The 23,622-nt window shown below is 36.0% G+C and carries 16 protein-coding genes; 14 read left to right on the forward strand and 2 right to left on the reverse strand.

Annotated features, from left to right (window positions below):
• Positions 1–581 precede the first annotated feature (581 nt).
• The 7 genes from L1276_RS16645 (at position 582) to L1276_RS16675 (ending at position 8,465) form a co-directional block, all read left to right on the forward strand.
• On the forward strand, positions 582–914 hold the full coding sequence (locus L1276_RS16645) for a helix-turn-helix transcriptional regulator (protein WP_253789710.1): 333 nt from the start codon (positions 582–584) through the stop codon (positions 912–914).
• A gap of 15 nt (positions 915–929) precedes the next feature.
• Positions 930–1,403 (forward strand): DUF6428 family protein, encoded by a 474-nt coding sequence (locus tag L1276_RS16650; RefSeq protein WP_253789712.1) that lies wholly within the window; start codon positions 930–932, stop codon positions 1,401–1,403.
• Between the two features lie 34 nt (positions 1,404–1,437).
• Positions 1,438–2,055: a low molecular weight phosphatase family protein gene (locus L1276_RS16655; RefSeq protein ID WP_253789714.1), complete on the forward strand. Its 618-nt coding sequence runs from the start codon at positions 1,438–1,440 to the stop codon at positions 2,053–2,055.
• Positions 2,056–3,184: 1,129 nt separating this feature from the next.
• Positions 3,185–4,102 (forward strand): type IX secretion system membrane protein PorP/SprF, encoded by a 918-nt coding sequence (locus L1276_RS16660; protein WP_253789716.1) that lies wholly within the window; start codon positions 3,185–3,187, stop codon positions 4,100–4,102.
• A gap of 11 nt (positions 4,103–4,113) precedes the next feature.
• A complete protein-coding gene (locus tag L1276_RS16665) occupies positions 4,114–6,045 on the forward strand; it encodes an OmpA family protein (RefSeq protein ID WP_253789718.1) in 1,932 nt (643 codons plus the stop codon).
• A 292-nt stretch (positions 6,046–6,337) separates the two neighbouring features.
• On the forward strand, positions 6,338–8,047 hold the full coding sequence (locus L1276_RS16670) for a hypothetical protein (protein ID WP_253789720.1): 1,710 nt from the start codon (positions 6,338–6,340) through the stop codon (positions 8,045–8,047).
• A gap of 19 nt (positions 8,048–8,066) precedes the next feature.
• On the forward strand, positions 8,067–8,465 hold the full coding sequence (locus L1276_RS16675) for a hypothetical protein (protein ID WP_253789722.1): 399 nt from the start codon (positions 8,067–8,069) through the stop codon (positions 8,463–8,465).
• Between the two features lie 63 nt (positions 8,466–8,528).
• Here the strand turns inward: L1276_RS16675 and L1276_RS16680 are convergent, their stop codons facing one another.
• The gene (locus L1276_RS16680) at positions 8,529–9,653 is read right to left on the reverse strand and encodes a glycoside hydrolase family 88 protein (protein WP_253789724.1); all 1,125 of its coding nucleotides are present in this window, start codon (positions 9,651–9,653) and stop codon (positions 8,529–8,531) included.
• A gap of 18 nt (positions 9,654–9,671) precedes the next feature.
• Positions 9,672–12,467: a glycosyl hydrolase gene (locus L1276_RS16685; RefSeq protein ID WP_253789726.1), complete on the reverse strand. Its 2,796-nt coding sequence runs from the start codon at positions 12,465–12,467 to the stop codon at positions 9,672–9,674.
• Positions 12,468–12,909: 442 nt separating this feature from the next.
• Between L1276_RS16685 and L1276_RS16690 the strand changes: the two genes are divergently transcribed.
• From L1276_RS16690 to L1276_RS16720, 7 genes are all read left to right on the forward strand, one after another.
• Positions 12,910–16,053 carry a TonB-dependent receptor gene (locus L1276_RS16690; RefSeq protein ID WP_253789728.1) on the forward strand — a complete coding sequence of 1,048 codons (3,144 nt, stop codon included), beginning with the start codon at positions 12,910–12,912 and terminating at the stop codon, positions 16,051–16,053.
• Between the two features lie 6 nt (positions 16,054–16,059).
• Entirely contained in the window at positions 16,060–17,595 is a 1,536-nt protein-coding gene (locus tag L1276_RS16695; RefSeq protein ID WP_253789730.1) for a RagB/SusD family nutrient uptake outer membrane protein, read from the forward strand.
• Between the two features lie 157 nt (positions 17,596–17,752).
• A complete protein-coding gene (locus tag L1276_RS16700; protein WP_253789732.1) occupies positions 17,753–19,282 on the forward strand; it encodes a sialate O-acetylesterase in 1,530 nt (509 codons plus the stop codon).
• Positions 19,283–19,449: 167 nt separating this feature from the next.
• Positions 19,450–20,520, forward strand: a complete 1,071-nt coding sequence (locus L1276_RS16705; RefSeq protein ID WP_253789734.1) for a glycoside hydrolase family protein — start codon at positions 19,450–19,452, stop codon at positions 20,518–20,520.
• Positions 20,521–20,531: 11 nt separating this feature from the next.
• Entirely contained in the window at positions 20,532–20,855 is a 324-nt protein-coding gene (gene rhaM, locus L1276_RS16710) for an L-rhamnose mutarotase (RefSeq protein WP_253789736.1), read from the forward strand.
• A 38-nt stretch (positions 20,856–20,893) separates the two neighbouring features.
• Complete coding sequence (locus L1276_RS16715) at positions 20,894–22,183, forward strand: DUF4861 domain-containing protein (RefSeq protein ID WP_253789738.1); 1,290 nt, start codon at positions 20,894–20,896, stop codon at positions 22,181–22,183.
• A gap of 63 nt (positions 22,184–22,246) precedes the next feature.
• Entirely contained in the window at positions 22,247–23,575 is a 1,329-nt protein-coding gene (locus L1276_RS16720; RefSeq protein WP_253789740.1) for a glycoside hydrolase family 28 protein, read from the forward strand.
• Positions 23,576–23,622: the final 47 nt, after the last annotated feature.

The raw sequence follows: 23,622 nt of genomic DNA on the forward strand, positions 1-23,622 counted from the left end.
TGCAGTATTGTGGGAGAGTATGTCGTCGCCTTTCTTTTGAAGAATCCTCATCATGTATTTGATGGGGATTTTTTTGCTTTTAATCATTTTTGGATATCAAAAATAGTGTGCGAACCGCGACAGCGATCGCGATATGCCACTCTTACTTGAAGTTAAAACAAAATGTCTTAAAATATAAGATTAAAAACGTTTAATGGCTGTTGAATGAATGTGTTAATTCGAAATTTGTAAATGTAAATATCGAATTGGTTGTGAAATTCTCAGTTATGATTTTTTACATTTTTATGGTATATCCTTTAAAAGAGAAAGCTTTTTGTTTTCTCTTTTTTTATGCAACAGCTCCAAATTAAGCTTTAAAACTGGAATGTTTCACTATAAAGTACTTAGTAATATAAATCGTATTTTATGGAGTCTTCTGAAAAATGGTATACGAAACACTTCAAAGATTTTATTGTTTAAGAGTAAAATTATTTCTGTCAAATTTTAATTCTGTAATAAGGCTATTGATAATAAATTTTTTAGATCTAATTAGGTTATAATTTAAATTTATATCGTAATATTGCAATATGTAAATATATAAAATGGGAGCAACAAAAACAGATCACTTTACAGACAGCCAAAACGAATTGGCGATTTTAGCTAAGGCTTTGGGGCATCCTGCCCGAATAGCTATAATAGAATATTTGTTAAAAGTAGATACTTGTATCTGCGGTGATATTGTAAATGAGCTTCCTCTGTCGCAGCCTACAGTATCGCAGCATCTTAAAGAATTGAAAACTGCCGGACTGATAAAAGGAAGTATTGATGGAAAGTCGATTTGTTATTGTATAAACGAACCGGGCTTAGAGAAAATAAAGGGCTTTTTTGAACATATCACAAACCATCTTGCAAAAAAAAGAAATGAATGCTGTTAATCTAAAATAGAAATTATGAAACTTTCAGAAATTAAAGAAGTATTAAAAACAGCAGAAGCTGTAAATTTTGAACTCCCAAACGGAACATTTGTGCCTGAATATTTTCATGTAACGGAGGTAGGGCTGATTAATAAAAACTTTATTGACTGTGGAGGCACTGTAAGAAACGAAACTGTAGTAAACTTTCAGCTTTGGAATGCAAATGATTACGAGCATAGGCTTAAACCGCAAAAACTGATTAATATTATTGAGCTTTCTGAAAAAGTATTAGGGATCGAAGATCATGAGATTGAAGTAGAATATCAGGATAGTACTATTGGGAAATACGATTTGGATTTTAACGGGAGACATTTTATTTTATTAAACAAGCAAACGGCCTGTCTTGCTCAGGAACAATGCGGTATACCTTCTGATAAGCCAAAAATAAAATTAGTACAACCTTACACAGATGATTCAAACTCCTGTACTCCGGGCGGAGGATGCTGTTAACTTTATTTTATTAATCTAATGCATTTTATAAATCATGTTATTTGCTGAAATAAAAAAAACAATGGAGTCATTTGATTTCAATCAGATTTCAAATGAACGAAAACTTATGTTGCAGCCATTAATAACATATATACAAAATAAAGTAAATAATGAGGAGCATATCCGTCTTAATTTTATTTGTACGCATAACTCCAGAAGAAGTCATTTGTCTCAGATTTGGGCGCAGGCAGCAGCGGCACATTACAGGATCAATAATCTTAGCTGTTATTCTGGTGGTACAAAAGTTACGGGTATGTATTCAATGATTGCCGAAACTTTAAAATCTGCAGGGTTTAAAATTAAAGAATTGGTTAAAGGTGAAAATCCCGTTTATTCGATAAAATATGGGGAAAACTCACATCCGATTATTGGTTTTTCTAAATTGTATGATGATGATTTTAATCCTGAAAATCAATTTGCTGCTATTATGACCTGTTCTCAGGCAGATGGCGGCTGTCCGTTTATCGCGGGAGCAGAAAAGCGCTTTCCAATTACTTTTGAAGATCCAAAAGTTTCAGACGGCACGACAATGCAAAAAGAAGTATATCAACAGCGCAGTTATCAAATTGGTACCGAAATGTTATATGTTTTCTCTAAGATTAAGTCATTTTAATTTCTTTTTATTCAAACGAAGAAGGATTTTATTTATAATTTTTTTTATCAAATATGCTTCTTACAAAGATTACTTAATTTGTAAAAGTTTTTGCATTTTCTTTTTCATTAATTGGTCTATCAATATTTTGGAGGTTTTCTAAGATCAATAAATACTATTTTTCCTTTTAAACATCTATATAAAAATGGCTGCAACTTATAATATCTCTCCTCTTTACTAAATCAATTTTGTATAGGTAACTAAACTCACTTATCTTATATTTAATAAGTGCAGTATTTCTTATATCACTGGATACCCCTATTAAGTGTAAAGTGACTTTTATAGGATATGATGTGTTTATATTGAATTCAATACAGATTTCCTTCTCTTCTACAGGTTGCAAATTATAACTTGCAACCATTTTCTAACTTCTTGTTTTGTAGTTGTTTGTAAATTGCACTCAACTAAAACCGGAATTAATTTACTACATAGATAAGCATTAAATAGCCCTTTAAAAACATTTAGCTTTTTAAGGAATTAATATTTAATCACATTTGAGTTATACTGCTTTCTATCTGCTTAAAAAACATTCCCTGCCCATTTAATAATAAAAACTTCTAATATCCCCAGATCGAAGTTATTGTTTATATGTAATACCGCTTTCAATTATCCTGGTTGATTAGAGTATTTTTTGTCTAAAATACATCTAGCAGTACTCTGTATGTTTTTTTTATATAAAAAAGGAATATAGGTATAGCTTAAAATCAATTAGCCAGAATATAGAATCATCATTTGTTTAATAAATAAAATTATGAAAACAAAAATTATCCTATTACTGAAGCTATTTTTTTTTCGTAACATTTCCATACAAGTAGTATGGAAGAAAAGGATGTGGCCTGTTAGTATTGATAATTTTAATGTATGGGTGGCTTTTTTCCAATTTTATAATACTACCCAGACTTATAGCTGTAGATTAAAAGCATCTTTTATCGAAGTACGTTTGGCAAGTTTAGCAAAAAACGGTATCACAACGTTTCAAAAAGAAAGACTTTTTTAAAACCCTGAACAAAAACAGGACTGCAGCCAGCAGTCCTGTTTTTGTTTTTAGGAAAAGCAAAAAACAGTATAAATTAATAATAAAAAAATTGTTATGGGAACAAAATTATTTTTTTTAGTCATAATGTCAGCAGTCTTTTCAGGTTATGCGCAGCAGGATGCACAGTACACACAGTATATGTACAATACCATAAATATAAATCCGGCTTACGCCGGTTCTCGTGGGGCGCTGAGCATTTTTGGACTTTACAGGACCCAGTGGGTGGGTCTGGACGGAGCTCCGGAAACCAGCGCCTTTTCTATCAATACTCCTATCAACAACAGCAGGCTGGGAGTGGGGCTTTCTTTGGTTAATGATAAAATAGGCCCCACAAACGACACTGATATTTCTGCGGATATATCTTATACTGTCCAGACATCGGCGAGTTTTAAACTCTCTTTTGGGGTGAAAGCAACCGGAAATTTATTCAATCTCGACATCAATAAATTAAATCCTTCCCAGCAGGGCGATCCTCAGTTTCAGGATTTCGACAATAAATTTTCACCCAATATAGGGGCCGGAGTGTACTGGCATTCAGATAAAGCCTACATTGGTTTGTCCATACCCAAATTCATCGAAACCAATCAATACGATGATAACGATGTTGCCATCTACAAAAGCAAAATCAATTATTACTTAATAGCAGGGTATGTATTTAATCTCGATAAAAATCAAAACTTTAAATTTAAGCCTGCCACACTTATCAAAATGACAGATGGTGCGCCGCTTCAGGTAGATATTTCGGCCAATTTTATGTTTATTGATAGGTTTGTACTGGGAGTTGCTTACAGATGGGATGCTTCAGTTAGTGCCCTGGCGGGATTTCAAATCACAGACGGACTTTACATTGGATACGGTTACGATCGAGAAACGTCCAATTTAAATAACTACAATTCAGGCTCGCATGAAATATTCCTGCGTTATGAATTCTTCAAAAAGAATGGTAAAATGACAACCCCTCGTTTCTTCTAAAAGTACGCATCATGAAAAACTATATACTTCTTTGTTTACTAGTTCTGAATACAATCTATGGTAATGCACAACAGTCCAAAACCAATTCAGGAGATAAAAAATACAACGATTATGCTTATGTCGATGCCATAAAAACATATGAGCGTATAGCCGATAAAGGTTATAAATCGGATGATTTGTTTAAAAAAATGGGAGATTCCTATTATTTCAATTCCGAATTTGAAGGAGCGGCCAAGTGGTACGGAGAATTGTTTGCACTCAACCCTTCGCCTGAAGCTGAATATTTCTACCGATATGCACAGGCTTTAAAATCAACAGGGCAGATGGACAAAGCCAATACAATCCTAAACGAATTCAATACCAAATACAAAGACGATTCGAGAGGAAAACTCTATAAGAAAAATGTAAATTATCTGGATGTTATCAAAGCCAATTCGGGTCGTTATAAAATTGAAGATGCCGGAGTCAATTCAAAATATTCCGATTACGGAAGCTTTATCTGCAATAACAAAATCTATTTCGCATCGGCCAGAGATACCGGAAATTTCAGCCAGCGAACACACAAATGGACAGGCGAATATTTTACCAATATATACAGTTCTTATCTGGACCAGCAGAACGGTGCAGTATTAAAACCTCAAAAATTTAAACCTTCTATAAACAGTAAATTTCACGAATCGACTCCGGTTTTTACTAAAGACGGAAATACAGTTTATTTTAGCCGAAACAACTATATAAAGGGAAAAAAAGGAAAAAATGAAAATAAAATTACTTTAATAAAAATTTACAAAGCTAGTCTTCAAAATGCAAAATGGACCAATATAACGGCGCTTCCGTTTGCAAGTAACAATTACAGCACAGCGCATCCTGCACTCAGTCCGGATGAAAAAACACTCTATTTTGCTTCGGATATGCCGGGAACTATCGGGCAGTCTGATATTTATAAAGTCAGTATAAACGGAGACGGCAGTTTTGGAAATCCCGAAAATCTCGGTGCACCGGTTAATACCGAAGGAAAAGAAACCTTTCCATACATAACCAGTGAAAACGAAATTTATTTTGCTTCAGATGGTCATCCTGGTCTTGGCGGTCTCGATGTTTTTGTGGGACAGATAGAGAACAGCTCAGCCGTAACCAATATACAGAATTTAGGAAACGATATAAATTCTCCTCATGATGACTTTGCTTACAGCATAGATCCTCTTTCCAGACAAGGCTATTTTAGTTCTAATAAAGAAGGAGGGCAGGGTTCTGATGATATTTACAAATTTCTTGAAACCAGAAGATTAAAATGCATTCAGGAATTAAACGGAATCATTACAGATGCTGCGGCCACTGTTATTTTACCCGGAACAAAACTAACCCTTTACGAAAATCAGCTGATAAAAAATACAACAGTTTCAGGAGTGGACGGCAAATATAGTTTTCCTGTTGAATGTGGTAAAAGTTATACGGTTAGAGCCGAAAAAACCGAATATGCGGTTAAAGAATTGACTGTAGAAATTGGCAGAACAACCGGCAAAACAAATCTGCCTATAGCTTTAGATAAAACGATCTGTAAAGTAGTCGTAGGCGATGATCTTGGTGTCTGCTTTGGGATCAAGATGATCTATTTTGATCTTGATAAGTACAATATTCGAACAGAAGCGGCTATTGATCTGGAAAAAATTCTGGATGTTTTAAACCAGCATCCCACAATGAAACTGGACATCCGTTCATATACAGACAGCAGAGCCACCCAAGCCTACAACAAAAACCTGTCTCAATGGAGAGCAAAAGCAACCATAGACTGGCTCATTAAAAACGGAGTCGCCAAAAATAGATTAACAGGAAAGGGATATGGTGAAACAGAACTGGTAAACCAATGTGCAGATGGTATAGATTGTACCGAAGAAGAACATCAGATGAATAGACGAAGCGAGTTTATTATAACAGGACTTTAGGTTTAGTGTTCAGTATTCAGCCCCAGTTTTCAGTCTGTGTGTCAACTAAATGCTGAATATTAAACACGGAACGCTGCGACTGAAACTGAATACAAAAAATGTCCTAAACTGTTACTTTAAAATCTTTTACTGGCAATATTAACTGAAGGATAGAAAGAACTTTGCAGCTTGATATTAATTATTAAATTATTTAAAAACAAGAGGTTAAAAATAAATGAATTCATTCCGTTTTTTGGGTTAATAATCTGATTTAATGGATGTATGATTTTTTTTTAATAAAAAAAAACGATTTATGAAAACAAAAATTACATCAATTTTGTTCTTATTGTTGTTGTCTTTGATAGGAGGAGCGGCATTTGCACAAGTGCAGATCAATGCTCCGTTATCTTATCAGCCCTCGAGTCTGGAACAGGGTGGTGCCCCTGGGACTTATAAGGTTGACATTGTAAACAATACAGGTGCAGCGCTCAACGGAGCAACATTTTCTTTAATGCTGCCCGCCGGAATGGAGTATGTTGCAGGAACTATAACAGCCGCCACTCAGGCGAATGTTAGTAACCTGCAGAGTCCTACCTTTACTTTAAATAGTATTCCTATTGGGAATACTTTGGTAGTTACTTTTAATGCCCGTATTAATTGTGGGTATTCTACTCCTTTAATCAATTACAGTGTGCTGCAGGGAGCAACACCTCTGGTTACAGCTTCAAGTGCGGTTGCGGCTAATACGCCGGCACCGGCTTTCGTGCTTTCAGCGGTACCTTCACCACAAGTACTTAATACACCTTTAAAAACGAATGCCTTTCGAACTATCAAATTTAAAAATAGTGGAAATGTACCCGTTTCTACCGTATATATAGAAAGTAGTGTGGCGACAGCTTCTCACTATTCGTCTTATAAAGTGATGAGTGCAGATCATGGTACGGTCTCAGCAGTACCAAACGGTTACCTTATAACTTTAACAGGAGCTGCACTTCAGGCTGCTATTACTACTACAGTAGGTGCAACAAATACCAGCTTTGATGCAGGTGAAGAAATTACAGTGGTACTTACGGAACAAATGCTAAGCTGTGCTGCAACAACAAGTATTGCCTTAAACATGAAGGCGGGTTCTGGAGATACAAAAGGAAGTTTTTGTTTTTCTGATGGATCTACGGCAGGAATTTCGACAACAGTAGGAAATCCTAGTATGGATTTTAGCCGTATAGTGGCTACAGGAACATATCCTAGTTTTTGTACCGATGGAAAAACTTCTTATATCATTAAGAATGCGGGAACTGGTGGAGCAGAATCGGCATTACACGATTTAAAATTACCTTGGAGTGTCTTTAGAAACAGTTCAGGTATATTAGCTGTAGCACCACAAGATGGACTTATATTAAAAAAAGTAACTATTGGTGGGGTTGATGTTACAGCCCAGATTTTAAAAGACAATGGCACAGGCAGTGGTGCTTTAATACCAGCTGCTCAAAATGTTAAAGTAATTAATTTTGCCTCTTTAACGAGTGCGCCAGGTGGTGTACCTTTAGTAGATTTAGACGGAGACGGTCATTTTGATGATTTAATGCCCGGACAAAGCTTTCAAATTGATTTTGAATATGGTTTTGATTTAAGCAAATTTCAATCTTGTATGTTGCAAAGTGCGACATCAACTGCAGATGGGAATGGTTATTTTAATTTAGGAACTTCTTTTAAAGATCAATGTGGCAACATAGTTAATAAGTTTGATTATAGTTTTGGAACTTCTATTACAAATAATACTCCAGGATTTTTAATTACGAATCAGTCTCAGAATACTACTAGTGCAACGATAGAGAAAGCTCTCTTTAATTTAGGAGATAAGTCGAATATTGTTTTAACAATGTTAACAACTATCAGTGGATCATATTATACTGGAACTGTACCAATTACAAAGACTTTTACTGTAGAATTACCTGATGGTTTAGATTATGACCCGACAGGTATTTTAAAGTATGGTACTAATGTATTACCAGGAACTCGATAATAAAGGCGTTTTTTTGAAAATGTTTAAAAGAAAATTTAAAAACAATTTTGAGTTTTCTGAAGATTCATTTTTGCTTAAAAATGAAAGTAAACCAGGTAATTATGATCGTTCGATATTTGTAGTTTACGACAAAACAGAATTACTTGATTTTTTAAGGTTAGAAAAAAAAGGAACCCATGTAATGGTTTGTCTGTTTAATAAACAATTGCATAATAGTTTCTCCTTTTTTAAAGATATTAAGAATTTATTTTTAATAGACGGATCACAAAGCCGAACAGAAATTTTTAAAGATCTGTCGGTTTACTTTAGCAGTAAATCAGATTTTGTTCCAAAAATACCCAATATGAAGCGTTCAAAATTGAATTCAAGTGAGATAAAACTCGATAACCTGCAGAAAGCTTTGTTTTTTATGATGTAGAGTATTTTGTATTAGTGTTTTATAAAAAAGGCGGTTACTTTTTAGGTAATCGCCTTTTTGTTGTTATTTTAGTTTATAAATTTCAGATCCGGCTAGTAAAAAACAACCTAATCCATAATCTTCAAAATCAGGAATTTTATCGTAAGACAAAGGCTGTCCGTCCTTAGGTTCCTTACCAGTAGACTGCAAATATCCTAAAAAACCATTTGTATGCAGACTCTCGGTTGTTATTGCATTCCACGCCTTTTGAATAACCGGCAGATAGATTTCTTTTTTAAGAATGCCGCTGTTTATTCCATAAGCCATTCCATAAATAAATAAGGCCGTTCCTGAGGTTTCTTTTTCGCCAAAATTTGCCGGATCATGAAGACTCACATTCCAGAAACCATCGGGTCTTTGAATAGGAACCAGAGCCGCTGCCATTGCCTTTAAATCTTTTACATACTGCTCTCTGTGCGGTGCATTTTCCGGAATAATAGTCAGGACTTTTGCCAAGGCCGCAATCACCCATCCGTTACCACGGCTCCAATAACAATTTTTTCCGTTAGGTTCTTTATAAGGCGGATCAAAATCAGCATCACGCCACCATAAACCTTCTTTTGGATTGTACAAACCATTGTCGCCGTGTTTATTTCTCGAGAACATATACATGTCATACATTTTTTCGAAATAACGGTTGTCTTTTTCTAAAACACCCATTTTAGCAAAAACCGGCATTCCCATTTGAATAGCGTCAATCCAAGACCAATCATTGAGCTGAGGTGTGTTTAACAGCATATTGATATTTGCCTTTGTGTTTTTGAGTTTTTTAGCATCAGGTTCCAGATTATACAAATCAATATACGTCTGAGCCGCACAATAATTATCAGCATTTCGTGTAACGTTGCCGCCGTTAAATCCCCATTTGTGAAATTCGGCCCAGCCATAAGCGTAATCATAATACGCTTCTTTAGGGAAAATTTCATGCAGAGCCATTAATCCTTCATAATATACACCACGTGTCCAGATGTTGCTGGGACGTTCTTTATTGGTTATAATGGTTTTTCCGGTTTCCGGCCATTTCTGCATAAAATAATCATTGGCAAGTATCATTTGTTTTAAAACCTGTTTTTTATCCAATGATTCCTGAGCACAAAGGCTTGTTAAGGATAAAATAGAGACGGTAAAGAGGGTGAATAATTTTTTCATTTTTTGGTTATTTGGCAGTTAGTTTTGTTGTTGTAAAGGCGTAAGGCTTACGGGACCTAAAAGTCCGGACGGCATGAGATTCCACTTTGTGGCATCAAATTTTTTATAATCCTTATCGACCATATTTATTTCGTAGAAAATTTTCCATTCCTGACCTTTTAATTCCATATCGCGTATGCGGTTGGCAGGGAGATTGGTTACCTGAATTTTTAAAATGTTTTTTCCGGATTTTAAATTTTGTATCTGTAGTTTATAGGGAACAGACCAGGCTGTGCCTATAAATTCATCATTAATCCAGACTTTGGCACTTTCGCGTACATCACCAAGATTGAGATCCCAATTTTTTATTTTAGAATTTGGACTCTCGAATTCAAGCATATATGTTGCTGATCCAGAAAAAGCTTCTGCATCCGGATTTAATTTTGTCCACGATTCTAAATTAGAAACTACAGCATCAGCAGGCAGTTTTGGTCCGCCTTTGTCAAACGATAATTTCCAGTTTCCCTTTAATGCGGCTGGCTCTGAAGTGCTTTCAAAATACATCCATTTTTTTTGCGAAGCTGTGTTTTCAGTTTTTAAAAAGTAAGACTGTCCCGGTTCAATTTTGAGTTTTACATACGTGATTTGATTTTTTTTATTGACAATTGCATTTCCAAATTCCCGAGTTAACGGATCAAGAATGATAACTTCTTTGTTTTCAATTTGAAGCGGAATAAAATCATCTATTGTTTTTGAAGTATGATTAACCAGATAGTAGATTTTTTCGCCGTTCATATTTCTTCTAATGAATTTTAAACCGGAATTTACCAAGCTTTCCGGGTGTATTTTGGTATCTTCTAAACTTTTAAAAAGATCAGAAACGGCTTGTATTTTATTCTCGGCCAAAAGATTTTTAAGATTTTGTTCTTGTTTTTTATACTCATTAAATCCCGGAACCGATTCCGGCAGTCCTTCAAATAGAACAGAAGCTCCGGCTTTTTTTAAGTCAATAAGTTTTTGCAGTGTTTCAAGCGGCATTTTTTGGCAGGACGGAATAATTAATGATTTGTAATTTCCTCCGGGCAATACAATTTTTCCATTTACAACTTTGGCCTCGGCAATAAATTTATCTGAGATAAAATCAACGCTGTAGCCTTTTTTCATAAGGTTTTTGGTTGTATCATAAAAAGAAGTTCCATAAAGCCATTCTGATAAAGAATGTATTTTGAACTGGTAAAACAAAGTGCCTTTTTCGTATTTGTCCCAAGCATCAAAAATAGGCCAGTAAAGCAGCATTTCGTTATCAGGTTTCCCCTGCTGTAATAAGGACTGACAATTTGAAATATAAGAAAATAAAGCCGGAGCATCTTCCCAAATGGTATTGTTTGAATTGAAATTTACCGAAGCATAAAACTGCCATCCCGGCCATACAGCTCGATCTGGAGAATAAGTAGAGCCGTGCAGAAAAATATGATTAACTCCATTAAGCAGTAAATCTTCGGCTTCTGGTTTAGACTGAGACAAAGCGGTTTTAAAATGTTCTCTAAGCCATGTAAAAGTTTCGGATGAAACTAGATTTTTACCCGAAATATGTGCTGCCGAAGAAGAAAATTTGAGCATTACAGGATCAGCATCTCCTTCGCGGATATCTTCTTTTTCACGTCGTAAACCCGGAATATCAAAAGGCATTGAGCCAAAAGTTTCACATTCAGGAATATCGGCAGATGCATACAAATCAATTAAATTTCCGGGAGAACCGTGTGCCTGAAGTTTTGTTTTGAAATTTTTAGAATGCGCCCAGCTGGTCCATGATTTGTCAAATTTATTTAAGAGCAAATCAGCTATAGTCTGGCGGTAATCGCTTCTTATTCGGTTTCCGGTTTCGTTATCGGTTTCATTCAATAAAATAGGAAGTTCTTTCTTTAAATCGTAGCCGCGTAATTTTTTAAATTCTTCAAAAAAATCAGGAGTAAAGTCTGTTCCGTAAACTTCAAAACTATCATTAAAAATGGCCCTGATTTTTCCTTCTCTTCCTCTTAAAGCGTTATCAAAAGGAACAACATAGGCTTTTAAGGCTTCTGCCGAATAATGATCTAGAGTATAACCACTGCCTGCCGGAGCAGCTCTTTTTACCTGTTGTCCGGTTTTACCGCTGAATACGGCATAAATTGTATAATCAGTTTTTTTAGCCTTCCAGTTTAGTTTATTAGGCTCCAGTTTATTGGGCAGTTTTATATTTGATCCTTCGAGTCCTTTATCGGTTACGTTTATTTTTTTGTTTTGAAGTTCATTAGTCAAATTGACAAACGAACCGTAGTTTCCGTAAGCCACAACATACAAAAGAGAAGCAGGAACTTTTTCTTTGCTGTTTTGAAGCGTAATGTTTCCATTAAAAGTTTCATTTTTTTTAAGCTGATATTTCTCGACAATAAGTTTAGTTGCGGCGTGAGGCAAAGTAACGTGCGATCCTCCATACGGCCATCCGGTTCCTAAAACCATATCGACCTGCATTTTTAAACTGTCGGAAACATGAAGGGTGTAATCGAGCATCTCCATCCATTTAGGCGATAAATAGTCAATAAAATTGTTCTCTTCGCCTTTTACGCCATAGATAGGCGTGATTTCAACGCCTCCAATTCCAGCTTTATGAAATTCTACAAGGCTTCTTTTTAAGTTAGGTTTATCAACCGCGCTTCCCATCCACCACCAGCGTGCCCACGGCTGATTAATGTTGGTTGATTTTGGCCACGGTGAAACCGTTTTTTCTTGTGAAAACACATAAAAAAAACAGAATAACATCACTATAATAAAGCCGTTTTTTTGAGATTGCTGCATGTATATTTTGATTTTTTAAACTTCTATAAATAAAGCTTATTTCTTATTTTATTGTCTTGAAAAGTGACATTTGATTTTCTTCGCAATAAGGTAAAAGTATGATCAGCGTGTGAAAATGCTATCCTGTAGCGTCCTGTTTTTATGAAATAATTCAAAAAATAAAATTATCAGTTAAATAAGGATATAAGTTATTATTTTATATTTTTTTATGTAAATAAATATGAAATATAAAAAAATAATTTGCTAAAATTTTTGATAATATATTTTTGAATTTCGCAATGAATTAGCAGTTGTAAATCAAGCAGTTGTGCGTAATTTTTGTTAAAGTAAACTTAGAAATAATTATAAGATATTGAAAGTTAACAGGATACTACAGGATACTGCGGAAAGCACTTCTAAATAAATTTGGTTTGAACTAATTAACTAACCAAATTGAACTTTTATGAAAAACAAGCTTAATCTTTTGCTGATTATGGTCTTATTTGTACTTGCGTACTCATCAGGCTACGGGCAGGAAAAAACGGTTACAGGAACCGTTACTGATCCAGCCAAATTATCAATACCTGGTGTTAACGTAATTGTCAAGGGAACCAACAGGTCTACCAGTACCGATTTTGATGGAAAATACAATATTTCGGCCGCAGCCGGAGAAACATTAGTCTTTTCGTTTGTGGGATTTGTAAAACAGGAAATAAAAATTGGAACCGCTGCGAGTTACAATGTTTCTCTTGATGCAGAAAGTGCAAACCTTAACGAAGTTGTCGTAATTGGTTACGGCACGCAAAAGAAGAAGCTGACTTCGGGAGCGATTTCAGGAATTAAAACCGAATCTTTTGCAGAGCGTCCAATTTCGAGAATTGATCAGGGATTAATTGGTCAGGTAGCCGGAGTTCGTGTAAAACAAACTACAGGGCTTCCGGGACAGCCTTTTAGTATAGAAATCAGAGGAGCGGGTTCTATTACCGCAGGAAACGAGCCTTTGTATGTTATTGACGGATTTCCTATCTATACAGAAGGATCAAATAGTAACGGAGCATTTTCAAATGGAAGCCCGCTGGACAATATGAACCCAAATGATGTGGCTTCTATTGAAGTTTTAAAAGATGCTTCGGCGGCTGCAATTTATGGTTCTCGTGCTTCAAACGGGGTAGTAATTATTACCACCAAAAAGGGTAAAAAAGGAAAACCAAAATTTACTTTTAATACTTACGGGGGAGTGAATAAAGAAGCAAACCGTGTAGATATGCTGTCTGCCGAAGGTTGGATTAAAAGAGCCAAAACAATGATCGATTCACAATGGGTTGGATCAGGAATTGCCGGTGCTTCTGCCGGTCAGACTACTTCAGAAAGAATTGCCGCTTACAACGCAGCAAATCCTTCTGCACCGCTTACAACAGCCAATACAAGATATTACTCGTATTTGTATGATGATAGATGGGATATGCCTGGACATCCTGGATTAGATTATATCGACTGGCAGGATAAAGTTTTCCGTACGGGAGAATTCAGCAATTATCAATTAACAGCTTCGGGCGCTACAGATGCGGTGAATTACTATGTTTCTGCCAATTATCAAAAAAATACCGGATACATTGTAGGAACAGATTATTCTCTTTTCTCGGCAAGAGCCAATGTAGATGTTAAGTTGTCTGAAAATTTTAAAATGGGAATTAATTTAGCGCCTTCGTATTCAATTAAAAATGATCCGGGTGTTGAAGGAAAAGACAATACTTTGTTTAAAGCTCTTACTGCAACGCCGGTTTTTGAAAGTGCGGCAAATGCAGCGGGAGAAAAATATACAACGCGTTATGCGTGGGGTTCCAGTACAACCAATATGCTGAATGCTTTAGCGAGAACAGGAAGAAACTCTATGTACAGAAACCTGATTTCGGGATATGCGAGTTACCAGTTTGCAAAAAGTTTTACTTTAAAAAGCACGATTAACTTTGATAACTCAGACAACGTAAACGAGAGTTATACGCCAAACGATGTAATTGCAAGTATTAGAGGAGCTTATAATACATATAGAAGACAGAATATCGTAAACGAAAATACATTGACGTTTGATAAAACTTTTGGAAGCCACAGTTTTAACTTGCTTTTAGGAGAGTCTTTTAACTCGTATGAAATTACAAAATCGACTATGTCTTCGGGAGCGCTTTACAACAATTCAAGTATCGAAACACTGCCTGCGGGATCTATTGGTTCTACAACGGCTGAAAAGAATACGCTCTTATCTTATTTCTCTCGTATTCAGTACAATTTCAGAGAAAAATATATTTTATCAGCAAGTATAAGACGTGATGGTTCTTCTAAATTTGGAACCGACAGAAGATGGGGAACTTTTTCATCTCTTTCATTGGGATGGAGAGTTAAACAAGAAGCTTTTCTTCAGAATGCAGACTGGTTGACGGAGTTTAAATTAAGAGCCAGCACAGGTATAAACGGAAGTAATAATATTGGAAGTTATGCGCAGTATGCCACTCTTGGAACTTACAATTACTCAATTGGAGGCGCAGTAGCGATTGGTCAGGGAGCGGCTTCTATACCAAATCCGTCATTACACTGGGAAGAATCAAAAAGTATTGATTTTGGTCTGGATTTCGGATTTATCAAAAACAGACTTACAGGAACTTTCGAATTGTACAGAAAAAATAACAGCGAATTACTTTTAAGAGTTCCTGTTCCGGGAGATTCTGGTTTTCAAACGTATTTAACCAACATTGGAGAAGTACAAAATCAAGGATGGGAATTTGAGTTAAACTCTCTAAACGTGAAAACGCCAAGTTTTGAATGGAGAACTTCGGCAAACATAAGTCATAATGAAAATAAAGTTTTGGCATTAGGTCCGGATCAGTCTAAAATAGAAATCAGCAATGCATATGACGGAGGTGTACCGTTTGTAAAACTGGAAGTGGGAAAACCAATGTACACGATTTTTGGATTAAAGCAAAACGGTGTAATCACTCAGGCCGATATTGATGCGGGTGGCACTACAATTGGAGGAAACAAACTGGTTCTTGGAGATCCAAGATATATTGACCAAAACGGCGATAAAAAAATCAATTCAGACGACCGTGTTGATTTAGGAAACCCAACTCCAAAATACACTTGGGGAATCACGAATACTTTTAAATACAAGGATTTAGATTTAAATGTTTTGGTTCAGGGACAAAACGGAGGAACGGTTTACGGATTAACAGGACGTGCTATTGATCGTACCGGAATGGGATCTGTAGAAAATTCTCTAAACGTTGATCCGGCTGTGAGAGGAAACTGGAGAACTTCTTTTGGATACCAGGCCAATTCAGACTGGTTGTATAAATCTGATTATGTAAGTATTAGAAGTATTTCGATTGGATATAATTTAAGACAGGCGCTTAAAGGTATTTCAAGAATTGATAACGCAAGATTATATGTAACAGGCGAAAACTGGTTTTACTGGAATAAATACAAAGTAGGTTTTAATCCGGAAGCCGTAAATACTTCAGCAAGTTCAAACAGTGATTTTTCTGTTCCGGTTGATTACGGCGGAGCGCCTTTGGCAAAATCTTTAGTGATCGGGCTTAACATTAATTTTAATTAAAAAAAAATGAAAAAATATATCTTTATAGCGGCAGGTGCTTTACTATTATTTGCACAGTCATCTTGTACAGAGGAGCTTACACAGCTGCCTTTGTCTCAGGGAACAATTGAGAATTTTTATTCGACTCCAGGCGATTTTGCTCAGGCCAGAAATGCAGCCTATTCAGTAGCTTTTCACGGAACAACCGTTTATGGTTATGCAAATAGATTAATGAATTTAAGCGAAACCAGATCTGATAATTTAATGGCAACCACACAGGCATCCAGAGACTGGGAAGGAATCAACAGTTTTTACACGTCAATAAGTTCTAACACTTACGTGAAAGAAGCCTACATGACCAACTATAATGCGATTTACAAAGCCAATCAGTTATTAGAAAAAATAGCAGAAAAAGGCGATGCAATTTTCGTAAATCCTGCTGAAAAAACGGCAATGGCAGCCGAAGCCCGTTTCCTTAGAGCATTCTGCTATTTTGATTTAGTAAGATGGTTTGGACGAGTACCATTAATAGACAGAACAATGACGGCTGCAGAAGCGGCAAAAGTGCCAAGAACGGCTGTGGCTGATATTTATAAACTAATTATTTCAGATTTAGAATTGGCTATTCCGGATCTTGCCCCGTCTTATGATACAGCAAATTTTGGGCGTGTAACGAAATATGGCGCTAAAGCTATTTTAGGTTTGGTTTACATGACGCGTTCAAGCCCGACTTATGGAATCGACGGCGCAACGCTGGGTTTAAGCGAATGGGATAAAGCGTACAAAGAATTAAACGATATTAAATTAAGTGGTTTATATGCCTTTGGAACAGAGTACGATCCAATTTTTAAAACTGAAGGAAATGCGAATAAAGAAAATGTATTGGTAATTCCGTACACACAAAATATTTCAACTCCGGTAGGAGGTAACTTTATGGTAGAATTGGGTTACGAGCCTTATTTTGCTTCTGTAAATTTATCAGCGCAGGGAGCTTTAGAAGCCAGGCCAATTTCAAATGGTTTCATGACAAAGTTTGCCGCAACAGATAAAAGAAAAATCTTTGGAATCGCTACAAGTTATACCGTAGCCACAGGAACTTACAAAGGCAGTTACACGCTTCCGGTTTTTAAAAAATATATCGATGCCACAAGATACGGAAACGGTCGTGAAGACTGGGGAGTTGATTTCATGATTACACGTTACACAGATGTATTAATGCTTATGGCCGAATGTACGCTTCATGGCGGGGGTGGCTCTCAGGCAGAAGTTGACGATATTGTAAATAAAGTAAGAACCAGGGCCGGACTTACGGCAAATGCGGCAAATATTACACTTGACCAATTATTTGACGAAAGAAGAAAAGAGTTCTTTGCAGAAGGAACAAGATGGTTTGATTTAATTAGATCAGGCAACGCAGTAACGATTATGAATGCCTGGAAAGCAGCAGAAGATACAGAGAATAAAATCAGAACTATTGATAATAATTCATTGTTATATCCAATTCCTTTATCAGAAATCCTAGCTGTTCCAGGACTTTACGATCAAAATCTTGGTTACGATTAATAAATTTTGCCCCACTTTTATTTTTTGTTTTTTTTTGAAAGAAGCTGTCTTTTCTGACAGCTTTTTTTTCATTTTTGTATTACACTAAACAGGAAAGCACAGGATGCTTTACTCGTGTAACTATTTTAAATTTAAAATGTACTTAAAATCAATGCCCATGATTTACTCAAAAAAATTACTGTTTCTTTTTTTAGTTTTAAGTGTAAAGTTCTCTGCGTCAGCACAAGTAAAACTGCCGGCTTTGGTTGGCGATAATATGGTTTTACAGCAGAATGCCAAAGTTAATTTATGGGGATGGGCCTCTCCAAACGAAAAAATCACGCTGAATTTAGGATGGACAAATGAAGCTGTTGAGGTTACGGCCGACGCTGAAGGAAACTGGAAAACAGTCGTTTCTACCCCAAACGGCAGCGATAAATCCTTTGAAATCACAATTAATGCTTTCAATAAAATTGTCCTGAAAAACATTCTGATAGGTGAAGTCTGGCTTTGTTCCGGACAATCGAATATGTTTTTTCCTGTGGGAAGAGAAGAAGGAACCTGGAAAACCGGAGTTAAAAATTATGAAGAAGAAGTGAAAAACGCTTCATTCCCTAATATCAGATTATTTACAGTGGCGCTTAATGCTTCGCCAAAACCGCTTGAAGATGTTACAGGAAACTGGAAAGTGTGTTCGCCGGAAAACATCAAAACATTTTCGGCCGTCGCTTATTTTTTCGGAAGAGATATATACCAAAGACTTAATGTGCCAATTGGGTTAATTTCGACTTCTTGGGGAGGAACAAAAGCCGAAGCGTGGACAGCTCAGAATATTTTAGAAGAAGATACCGCATTTTTGCCTATTCTTCAGGAAGATGCCAAAAACGAAAAAATACATCAGGAAAAACTAGAAGCGTATTATTTAGCTTTAATAAATGAAAGAATTGCAAGTGCTGCCAACGCTCCAAAAGGACAGTTGAAAAAACCTAAAAAAGAACCCAACAAAACGTCGTATGTTTTGTACAATGCCATGCTCCACCCAATTGTAAATTATACCATAAAAGGCGCAATTTGGTATCAGGGAGAAAGCAACTCCGGAAAAGCGTATTTGTACAGAAGTTTATTTCCAGCAATGGTAAAAAGCTGGAGAGACGAATGGAAGCAAGGCGATTTCCCATTTTACTATGTGCAGATTACTCCGCATAAAGGACAAAATGCCGAAATACGTGAAGCACAGCTGATGTCTTTAAAAACAATTCCAAACAGCGGTATGGTCGTAACAACCGATGTTGGCGACGCACAAAACATTCACCCAATCGATAAACAAACAGTAGGGCACAGACTCGCCTTAATTGCCGGAGCGAAAACGTACGGAGAAAAAAAACTGGTTTATTCCGGACCGATTTTTAATCATATGAAAATAAAGAAACAAAAAGCACAATTATTTTTTGATTATGCCGATTCCGGATTAAAGAAAACAGATGATGTTTTAAAAGAATTTGAAATTGCCGGACAAGATCAGGTTTTTTATCCCGCAGATGCTAAAATTGATGGAAAAACTGTAGTGGTTTCTTCTTCAAAAGTCAAAAATCCAATAGCCGTTCGTTTTGCCTGGAAAGCCGTTCCGGAACCCAATTTATTCAACAATGATAATTTACCGGCTTCTCCTTTTAGAACAGATGACTGGGTAATAGTTGAAAAGAAGTAAAAGCGATAAAATTAAACACATAGAAACATAGTTTGAGGAACTTTAAAAAAGGCGTTTCACTTGCATAAACGAACATAGCTATGGGTAAAAACTAGTTTTTTTAAAGCTCTTTTATAGAATTAAAAAATCTATGTTGCTATGTGTTTAAATTTAAAATCAAAGAGCAAATGAATAGAAGACAATTTATAATAGGAAATTCTTTGGCTGTTATGGGATTATGTCTTCCATTTTCGGCGAAAGCCCTTAATTTTTTAGACGATCCCAGACTTTCAGATTTCGAGAAAAAACTCCGTCCAGTTGGGCGCGCTTTAGAATTTGAAGAGTATTACGTTTGGTGCAACAGCCCGATTGAAGGTCCGGACGGAAAAATTCATGTTTTTTTCTCACGATGGAAAAAATCAAAAAGCATGAGCGGCTGGATAAACGGTTCAGAGATTGCCCATGCCATTGCTGATAAACCAGAAGGTCCTTATGAATATGTCAGCACTATTTTAGCTCCAAGAGGCGAAGGTTTTTGGGATGCCACAACCTGCCATAATCCGAGTATTCATTTTGCAGACGGAAAATATGCGCTTTTTTTCATGGGAAATTCCAATGGAAAAATGGATACCAAACGCATCGGCTTAGCCGTTTCAGATTCACTTTACGGCCCGTGGGAACGACCAGACGAACCATTGCTGTTTCCTGGAGAAAAAGGTTCTTGGGACGATCTGCTGACCACAAATCCTTCTTTTTTAAAACATCCAAACGGAGAATACTGGCTCTATTATAAGTCATTGGATACAGAAAATTATGTGCATCCAAAATTTCCCGTAAAAGGAAACCGAAAATACGGACTCGCAGTTTCTAAATCACTTAAAGGGCCATATATAAAATCGCCGGACAATCCCGTAATTGATTTTTCAAAACTCGGCGATAATAAACAATGCGAAGATGCTTTTGTATGGTATGAAAACAACAAATTCAAAATGCTGGCAAGGGATATGGGTGTTTTTGGAATGGATTATGGCCTTTATATGGATTCTGATGACGGAATTCACTGGAATGATCCGCAGATTTCCTATCAGCCTTTAGATAAATATATCAAACAGCCCGATGCGCCAAAACATTTAAACCGATACGGACGTGCCGAACGTCCGCAGTTATTGTTTCAAAACGGAAAAGCGACGTATTTGTTTGCCGCTTCACAAGGCGGAAAATACGAAACTGCTTCGGCCTTTATTTTTAAGATAATTTAAAAGTGAAAAAAATGGAAAACACAATTAGGAATGCTTTTACGATGAAAGTAAAATCAGGTTTTGAAGCTGAATATAAAATACGACACGACCAAATCTGGCCGGAACTCACGGCACTCCTTTCAGAAAGTGGTATTTGTGATTATTCTATTTTTCTGGATGAAGAAACCGGAATTCTTTTTGGTGTTCAGAAATTAAATAAAGGTTTTGATCGTTCGCAGCTTTCAAGTCATCCGCTAATGCGAAAATGGTGGAACCATATGTCAGATATAATGGAAACAAATCCAGATAATTCACCCAAAACAAATTCGCTGAAAGAGGTCTTTCATTTAGATTAAATGATTAAATTGTTTTTCAATAAAAAAGTAATAAAATAATGAAAAGTACAATCAAACTTTACGTTCCAATTGCATTTTCAATGTTGGTTTTTGCAAACACTAATGCGCAGAAAAAAACTGAAAATACGATTGTCTTAAAAAACACTTCCAATTTAGAACTGCCTCAAAAAGCTGTTTCCATAAAAAGAAAACAGCTCCCTTCACAAAACGATTCAGGAAAATATCCAATTTTAATTTATAAAAACGATACCATTCCGGCACAGGTAAATGATTTAGACGGAGACGGAAAGTGGGACGAATTGTTTCTGGTAACTGATTTTGCTCCAAAAGAAGAAAAGAAAGCCGTTTTAAGCTGGTCCAGTACAGATCCAAAATTTAAAATACGAACAAGCGCCAGATTTGGGAAAAGAGAAGGGAAAAATCTGCCGGTTCATCCCGATACTCAAGAAGTTTTATTAGCCAATCAGGTTCTAAAAAAACTCGGTTACCAAAAATACCAAACCGACGGACCAACTTGGGAAAATGATAAAGTAGGTTTCAGGCACTATCTGGACGGAAGAAACTGTAAAGACGTTTTCGGTAAAAAAACACCCGGAATTACACCAGAAGATGTGGGTATAAACAGCAAAGGTGAAGTTGAAGACAATTACCATGTAATGCTGGATTGGGGAAGAGATATTTTTCCTGTTGGAAGTTCTTCAGGATTAGGAGGTTTTGCATTGCTGACCAGCGATAATAAAGTACACCGACTTGGTATTTTAGGCAATGACACGATCAACAATATTGAGAAAACGACTTTTAAAATTATAAGTGAAGGTCCTGAAAATTCAGTTTTAAATTATAAATACGAAAATTGGGAAGTCTCAGGAAATAAATATCAGGCAGAAGAAACCGCTTCAATCTGGCCGGGAATGTATGGTTATAAAAACACCGTTTCTGTAAACGGACTAAAAGGAAACGATACACTTTTGATTGCATTTTCAAATATTAATAATCAAAATCCGCTTCAGGTAATCAATTCAGGAGATTTTGTGTGTTTCATTCAGCATGATAAATTAACCTACGAACGCCAGTGGATTTTAGGAACAGCCATAATAATTCCGAAAGGCGTTTATAAAGGATATATAGAAGCTCCAAAAACAGGACAGCTGACTGATTCGTATTTGATAAAAACGTTAGCCAAAAACAACCAGCAGATAAGTTATTACCCAATAGCCGGCTGGGAATTAAGCGCAGATAAAGGCTTTAAAGATTCGGCTTATTTTACCAGTTATGTAACCACTTTGGCAGAGCAGTTATCTGCAAAAGTTAAAGTTGAGGTGAAATAACGAGATACTGGCCGCTCAAAACTTTCACAAAGTTCAATAACCACAAAACTAACAACTAACCCAATGAAAACTATTTTAAAAACCTTATTCTGTCTCATTGTCTTTACTCAAGTGGCAATCTCTCAGAATTACACCAATGATACATTTCCAGACGGAAGCCCGATTTCGAATTGGTTTAAAGACTACTCGAAAATTCAGCTGAAAAATTTAGGAAAAAAATACACCATAACCGATTTTGGAGTGAGTAAAGACAGCACTAAAATCCAGACCATTACCATACAAAAAGTAATCGATAAAGCTTCGGCAAATGGAGGAGGAGTAATTGTAATTCCTAAAGGTGTTTTTTTAAGCGGAGCCTTATTCTTTAAACCGAAAACAGCTTTGTATGTATCAGAAGGAGGGGTTTTAAAAGGTTCAGATGATATTACCGATTTTCCCATTATGCCATCCAGAATGGAAGGACAGAACCTTGATTATTTTCCTGCGCTAGTAAATGCTTATGGAGTTGATAATTTCTCGATTTCTGGAAAAGGAACCATCAACGGAAATGGCAAAAAATATTGGGAAGCTTTTTGGGAACGACGCAAGGAAAACCCAAAATGTACCAATCTGGAAGTTTCAAGACCAAGATTAGTTTTTGTGTGGAATTCAAACAACGTACAGCTTCAGGATGTAAAACTGATCAATTCCGGTTTTTGGACGAATCATTTTTACAAATGCAATAATGTAAAACTGCTTGATTTGTATATTTTTTCACCCCATGTAGAAATTAAAGCACCAAGCACAGATGCTATTGACATTGATATCTGTAATAACTTTTTGGTAAAAGGCTGTTATATGTCGGTTAACGACGATGCTATTGCCTTAAAAGGAGGGAAAGGCCCTTACGCCGATCAGGGTAAAAACAACGGACCTAATTCGAATATTATAATAGAAGACTGTAATTTCGGATTCTGCCATTCAGCCTTAACAAACGGAAGCGAATCTATTCATAATAAAAATGTAATTATGAGAAACTGTAAAATAAACGGCGCTTCGCGAATGTTGTGGCTTAAAATGCGTCCGGATACACCGCAGCGATATGAATACATAAGAGTAGAAGATATAAAAGGACAGGCTAAAACAGGTTTGGCCATTTTTGCATGGAAACAATTTTTTGATTTAAAAGGACGTCCGGATATTCCGTTGTCTTATGGAGATAACGTGACTCTGAAAAATATAGATTTAAAATGCGATACTTTTTACGGAGTAGAAAATGATCCCAATGTTCGTTTAACCAATTTTACATTTGAAAATTTAAATATCGAAACCGTAAAAACGAATATTGATAAAAGCTTAATAAAAGGTGTTGAATTTAAGAATGTCTACGTGAATAAGCAGTTAATCGAGTAATTTTTCCGCACATTCTCAATCAGGTGTAATGGATTTTAAGCCAAAAT

Origin of the sequence: Flavobacterium sp. HSC-32F16, assembly GCF_024171645.1 — a bacterium.
Classification (GTDB): domain Bacteria; phylum Bacteroidota; class Bacteroidia; order Flavobacteriales; family Flavobacteriaceae; genus Flavobacterium.

What these genes read in the sequence shown, in the direction of transcription:
- L1276_RS16645 (WP_253789710.1), top strand. Translation starts at nt 582, where the DNA reads ATGGGAGCAACAAAAACAGATCACTTTACAGACAGCCAAAACGAATTG.
- L1276_RS16650 (WP_253789712.1), top strand. Translation starts at nt 930, where the DNA reads ATGAAACTTTCAGAAATTAAAGAAGTATTAAAAACAGCAGAAGCTGTA.
- L1276_RS16655 (WP_253789714.1), top strand. Translation starts at nt 1,438, where the DNA reads ATGTTATTTGCTGAAATAAAAAAAACAATGGAGTCATTTGATTTCAAT.
- L1276_RS16660 (WP_253789716.1), top strand. Translation starts at nt 3,185, where the DNA reads ATGGGAACAAAATTATTTTTTTTAGTCATAATGTCAGCAGTCTTTTCA.
- L1276_RS16665 (WP_253789718.1), top strand. Translation starts at nt 4,114, where the DNA reads ATGAAAAACTATATACTTCTTTGTTTACTAGTTCTGAATACAATCTAT.
- L1276_RS16670 (WP_253789720.1), top strand. Translation starts at nt 6,338, where the DNA reads ATGAAAACAAAAATTACATCAATTTTGTTCTTATTGTTGTTGTCTTTG.
- L1276_RS16675 (WP_253789722.1), top strand. Translation starts at nt 8,067, where the DNA reads ATGTTTAAAAGAAAATTTAAAAACAATTTTGAGTTTTCTGAAGATTCA.
- L1276_RS16680 (WP_253789724.1), bottom strand. Translation starts at nt 9,653, where the DNA reads ATGAAAAAATTATTCACCCTCTTTACCGTCTCTATTTTATCCTTAACA.
- L1276_RS16685 (WP_253789726.1), bottom strand. Translation starts at nt 12,467, where the DNA reads ATGCAGCAATCTCAAAAAAACGGCTTTATTATAGTGATGTTATTCTGT.
- L1276_RS16690 (WP_253789728.1), top strand. Translation starts at nt 12,910, where the DNA reads ATGAAAAACAAGCTTAATCTTTTGCTGATTATGGTCTTATTTGTACTT.
- L1276_RS16695 (WP_253789730.1), top strand. Translation starts at nt 16,060, where the DNA reads ATGAAAAAATATATCTTTATAGCGGCAGGTGCTTTACTATTATTTGCA.
- L1276_RS16700 (WP_253789732.1), top strand. Translation starts at nt 17,753, where the DNA reads ATGATTTACTCAAAAAAATTACTGTTTCTTTTTTTAGTTTTAAGTGTA.
- L1276_RS16705 (WP_253789734.1), top strand. Translation starts at nt 19,450, where the DNA reads ATGAATAGAAGACAATTTATAATAGGAAATTCTTTGGCTGTTATGGGA.
- rhaM (WP_253789736.1), top strand. Translation starts at nt 20,532, where the DNA reads ATGGAAAACACAATTAGGAATGCTTTTACGATGAAAGTAAAATCAGGT.
- L1276_RS16715 (WP_253789738.1), top strand. Translation starts at nt 20,894, where the DNA reads ATGAAAAGTACAATCAAACTTTACGTTCCAATTGCATTTTCAATGTTG.
- L1276_RS16720 (WP_253789740.1), top strand. Translation starts at nt 22,247, where the DNA reads ATGAAAACTATTTTAAAAACCTTATTCTGTCTCATTGTCTTTACTCAA.